At 66.7% G+C, this 5,318-nt stretch carries 4 protein-coding genes; 2 read left to right on the forward strand and 2 right to left on the reverse strand.

The window, feature by feature from the left end:
* Nucleotides 1-6: 6 nt before the first annotated feature.
* Entirely contained in the window at nucleotides 7-2,289 is a 2,283-nt protein-coding gene (gene pcrA, locus U9980_RS00460; RefSeq protein ID WP_416210095.1) for a DNA helicase PcrA, read from the forward strand.
* Nucleotides 2,290-2,331: 42 nt separating this feature from the next.
* On the opposite strand, the gene U9980_RS00465 is transcribed toward pcrA, so the two are convergent.
* Both U9980_RS00465 and U9980_RS00470 read right to left on the reverse strand, forming a co-directional pair.
* Entirely contained in the window at nucleotides 2,332-3,084 is a 753-nt protein-coding gene (locus tag U9980_RS00465) for a M23 family metallopeptidase (RefSeq protein ID WP_322752456.1), read from the reverse strand.
* A gap of 323 nt (nucleotides 3,085-3,407) precedes the next feature.
* Entirely contained in the window at nucleotides 3,408-4,289 is an 882-nt protein-coding gene (locus U9980_RS00470; protein ID WP_322766203.1) for an esterase/lipase family protein, read from the reverse strand.
* A 602-nt stretch (nucleotides 4,290-4,891) separates the two neighbouring features.
* Between U9980_RS00470 and U9980_RS00475 the strand changes: the two genes are divergently transcribed.
* Complete coding sequence (locus U9980_RS00475; RefSeq protein ID WP_322747211.1) at nucleotides 4,892-5,308, forward strand: cobalamin B12-binding domain-containing protein; 417 nt, start codon at nucleotides 4,892-4,894, stop codon at nucleotides 5,306-5,308.
* Nucleotides 5,309-5,318 lie beyond the last annotated feature (10 nt).

The raw sequence follows: 5,318 nt of genomic DNA on the forward strand, positions 1-5,318 counted from the left end.
GATCTTCTGCTGGAGGGCCTGAACCCGCAGCAGCGGGCCGCGGTCGTCCATGCCGGTTCGCCGTTGCTCGTGGTGGCGGGCGCGGGGTCGGGCAAGACGCGGGTGCTCACGAACCGGATCGCCTACCTGCTGGCCGCACGCGGGGTCCGCGCCAGTGAGATTCTTGCGATCACGTTCACCAACAAGGCCGCGAACGAGATGAAGGAGCGGGTCACCGCCCTGGTCGGCGCTCGGACGCGGGCGATGTGGGTCAGTACCTTTCATTCGGCCTGCGTGCGCATTCTGCGGTCGGAAGCAACGCGTCTCGGGTTCACCAGCAGCTTCTCGATCTATGATGCGGCGGATGCGCAGCGGTTGATGGCGTTGGTCGCCCGCGACCTGGACCTCGATCCCAAGAGGTATCCGCCCCGCGCGCTCGCCGCCGGGATCAGCAATCTCAAGAACGAGCTGGTCGACTGGGAGACCGCCCGGGACAGGGCGGCCAATCATCTTGAGCGGGCCACCGCCGAGGCCTACGGCAGCTACCAGCGCCGGCTTGCCGAGGCGAACGCGTTCGACTTCGACGATCTGATCATGGCCGTCGTGAACCTGCTGCAGGCTTTCCCGGACGTCGCCGAGCACTACCGGCGCCGGTTCCGGCACGTCCTCATAGACGAGTACCAGGACACCAACCATGCTCAGTACGTGCTCGTGCGGGAGCTGGTCGGGCGCGCGTCCCCCCGGACCGTGGACGGCGAGCTGGTCCGTCCGGACGCCGACGATCATGGTGTGGAGCCGGCCGAGTTGTGCGTGGTGGGTGACGCCGATCAGTCGATCTACGCTTTCCGGGGCGCGAACATCCGCAACATCGTCGAGTTCGAGCAGGACTACCCCGAGGCGACCGTGGTCCTGCTGGAGCAGAATTACCGCTCCACGCAGACGATCCTGTCGGCGGCCAACGCGGTGATCGCCCGTAACGGGCAGCGGAAGCCCAAACGGCTGTGGTCGGACGCCGGCGACGGCGAGAAGATCGTCGGTTACGTCTCGGACAGTGAGCATGACGAGGCCGCGTTCGTAGCCGCCGAGGTTGATCGGCTCACCGACGCGGCAACAGCCAGGCCGGGTGACGTCGCCGTCTTCTACCGCACCAACGCCCAGAGCCGTGTCTTTGAAGAACTGTTCATGCGGGTCGGGCTGCCCTACCGGGTGGTCGGCGGGGTGCGTTTCTACGAACGGCGGGAGGTCCGGGATCTCCTCGCCTATCTGCGGGTGGTGGCCAATCCGGCGGACACGGTGAACCTGCGACGCATCATCAACGTACCCAAGCGGGGCATCGGTGACCGCGCCGAGACAACGCTGGCCACCTTTGCCGAACAGCAGCGGATTCCGTTCGCCGACGCCCTGAGCCGGGCGGCGGAGGTCCCAGGCCTGACCGCCCGCTCCGCAACCGCGGTCGGTGGTTTCGTGGATCTTCTTTCCGAACTTCGGGCGGTCGTGGCCGCCGGTCCGGTCGCGGTGCTGGAGGCGGCCCTGGAACGAACCGGGTACCTCGCCGAACTGACTACTCAGGACACCATCGAGGCTGAGGGCCGGGTGGAGAACCTCCAGGAACTCCTCAGCGTGGCCCGGGAGTTCACCGAGCGCTTCCCGCAGGGTTCGCTCGCCGACTTTCTTGCGCAGGTCTCCCTGGTGGCCGATGTCGACCAGATACCCGATCCGGCGGAAGGCGGAACCGGGGCCGTCACGTTGATGACCCTGCACAGCGCCAAGGGACTGGAGTTCCCGGTGGTGTTCCTGACCGGGTTGGAGGACGGGATGTTCCCGCACATCCGCACGCTGGGCAACCCGACCGAGCTGGAGGAGGAACGTCGCCTCGCCTATGTCGGCATCACCCGAGCCCGGGCGATGCTGTATCTGACGCGGGCGCACGTTCGCAGCGCCTGGGGCCAGCCGGCGTACAACCCGCCGTCGCGTTTTCTCGACGAGGTGCCGACGGAGCTGGTCAACTGGCAGGGCAGCACCCGGCCGCCGTCGACGGTGGCCGCGCCGCGGGCGTCGGTGTGGGGCTCGGCATCCGCCGGGTCGTCGACGGCGAAGGCCGGTGGCCTGCCCGGACGCCGTCCGGCGCCGGTTCCACGCCCGATGCCCGATCTTGCCACGGGTGACCGGGTCAACCATGACACGTTTGGCATGGGTCAGGTCGTCGCGATGGCGGGGTCCGGTGACAATCTCGAGGCAAGCATCGACTTCGGAGACGGAACGGGGACCAAGCGGCTGCTCCTGCGCTACGCCCCTGTTGAAAAGCTCTGAGGGTCGGCGGTGGCCATCATGGGCGTCGCTGGAATCTGTCGCTCAATAGGTCACGCCGTGTTCGGCGAGCCAGGCCAGCGGATCGATCTTGATGCCGTCCTGTCCATTGAGCCGGACCTCGAAGTGCAGGTGTGGGCCGGTGGAGTGGCCGGTTGAACCTTCCAGGCCGATCTGCTGGCCGGTGGTGACGACCTGGCCGACCCGAACGTCGATGCGTGACAGGTGGCCGTAGCAGGTTACGATCTTGTTCTCGTGCAGGATCTGTACGAAGTTGCCGTAGCCGGACTCCCATCCCGCATAGATGACCGTGCCACCATGGGCGGCGACAATCCGGGTTCCAAGGGCGGCGCCGAGATCAATTCCTGGGTGGCCGTTGGCGCCGCCGAACCGCTGGGTGAGGTAGGCCTCGATAGGGCGCACCCAACCCAGCGTCTCGTCCTGTTTGCGCGTGGTCTGCTCGGCGGCATTTCGCCGTTGCACGAGCAGGATGGACAACTGGGCCAGCGCCTCGTCGCGGTCGACTCGGTCCGTCTCCGCCCGGCGTTGCATGGCTGCGCCGTCGCTGTCAACCTGGCCTACGAGGGCCGGGTCGCTCAGGTCGTCGGTCCCGGTCGGGCCGGCGGCCGACCCCGCAGAAACCGTCCCGGCGATCCCGAGCTGGGCGACGGCTGGCGGTTCGGAGTGCGCGATGCCGGTTGTGTTGACCATGGCGATGCCCAGGGTGGACACGACGGCCGAGGCAACGCCGGTGCGGCGTAGCTGCGCCAGTGACGCCGCCCGCCGGCCGAGGCCCAACGGGATTCCACGCCTTGCAGGCGTGCCGTGGCCGCGGTGCCGTGCGGAGCCGTGGGCAGGGGGTTGCGACAACCCGGACTCACGCTCCTGTTGGTCGACAAGGCTCCTGCCGCGGCACCACGCGGCAGGAGGGGGGATCCCGCAAACCGATTACGACGCTACACCGGCCAAACCGGACTTTGCCGCCACCCCCGACCAGACAGGCGTTGCAGTGGTAGGTGTAATGTGGGTCTTTTTCATCGCAGTCGTGGGCGTCACAATTCGATCATGTCGGATGGGTTCCGGCCCCGATCCCTGATCCACGCCCCGGTTGTCGGGCGCTCTTACAGCGCTTCGGTCCGTGCCGCCGCCTCGGGAAGATTCCTTTTTTGGCCGTCCTGGCCGGCGGCGGGATGTTCCGCGGCATCGTCGAGATGGGCCAGCATGGTCGCAATCTGATGGACGACGTCGAGGTTGAACGGGAGCGAATGATGGCCGACGCCGGGAAGGCGAACATTGCGGACGCTGAGGTCCGGATGGTGAAGAAGGGCTGACTCGGTTGGGCGGATCACCGTGTCCAGATCGCCGGAAAACGCCAGGAAACGCGTTTGGCAACCCGGAGCTGGTTCGGCCAGTTCCCGGATCACATCCGAATCGGGGCGAAGCTGACGCAGCAGGGTGTACGGCACCATCGGGGGGACCACCCGAGCAAGACGGGTGCCTTCGTGCGGAGTTCCCAGCGTCACGAGCGTGTGGACGTGTATGTCGCCGCCCAGTTTCTGGACGTAGTAGCGTGCAACGAGGCCGCCGAGTGAGTGGGCGACGATGTGTATGCGCCCACACCCGGTCTGTTCGCACATTGTTTCGACTATCGTGGCAAGCCGGCTGGCCGCTGTCGGTATGTCCGAGGTGAACAGAGGCAGGTTCACCGTTGCGACGTGTCCGAAGCCGCGTCGGCGCAGCGATCGGTGCAGCCGGGTGAAGATGGACCTGTTGTCGATCAGGCCGTGTACCAGCAGGATCGGCGTGCTCGCAGCCTCGATGTCGCCGACGAGAAGGCCGCGGCGCAGCGGTGAGAGCCCTTCGAGGGTGTAGCGGTCGGCGGGTTCACGCAGTTTTTCCGAGAGGACCCCGACCGGATAGAAGGCGACATGGGTTGCCAGCCAGGCGGCTTCCACGACCATCCCGCGAACCGTGGCGGGCACGTCGAGCAGCCCACGCGTCACTTTCGAGCCGTGGCGGGCCGTGGTTGTGCCGAAGGATCTGGCGATCCTGGCTACCGCGATGTCGGTCCGGCCCAGTTGACGTTTTCCGATTACCCGTCTCCCGTCCGTGCGTGGATAGCCGTCGGAAGAACCGGCCAACCGGAACAGTGTGATCATTGGTGGTTGGCGGATCGCGAAAAGATCTGCTGACCACACTCCTCGTGACCCCTCGTGCCGCCGGACGCATTGTGGATCACTAGGACGTCCACTGTGACCGAGAGTACAAACGGACGTGATGGCTGTCGACTGTTTCTCCGCCAGACGTGACCGGATGACCGGGCCGGCCCCGATAGCCGTGCCGGCCCCGATCATCGGGTTGACCTCGCAGGCCGTGCTGCTCGTAGGCCGTGCTCGCGGTGCGGGTCGGGCTCCTGGTGCGGGCCGTGGCGGTCAGACCGGCAACAGCGTGCTTGTCCGGGCGTGCGCCGCTAGGGTCTGTCTCCCGGATGTTGATGGGTGCATACGGCGATCCAGCCGGCGAGCCGGCGAGCCGGCGAGCCGGCCGGGCGTCGCTCTAAGCACCCTGTCACGGAAGTCGATGTCACGGATCGCAAGGAGGCGGCGTGAGCGGAAACGGTGAGCGGATCCGGGTAGTGGTTGCCAAGCCGGGTCTCGACGGCCATGATCGTGGTGCCAAGGTGATCGCGCGTGCGTTGCGGGATGCGGGTATGGAGGTCATCTACACCGGCTTGCATCAGACGCCCGAACAGATCGTGGAGACCGCCATTCAGGAGGACGCCGACTGCATTGGGCTCTCGGTGCTCTCAGGCGCACATATGACCCTGTTTGCGCGGCTGATGGAGCTGCTGCGGGAACGCGGCGCCACCGACATCGTGGTGACCGGTGGCGGAATCATCCCGGATGCGGACATTCCCGAGCTGAAGGCGCTCGGGGTCGCCGAGATATTCACGCCGGGGGCGACGACGGGTCAAATCGTCGACTGGATCCGTTCGCGAGTGGCAGCGGTTCACGCACTCTGACCGATCCGGA

The organism is Protofrankia sp. Cr1 (genome assembly GCF_963555865.1).
Lineage (GTDB): Bacteria > Actinomycetota > Actinomycetes > Frankiales > Frankiaceae > Protofrankia.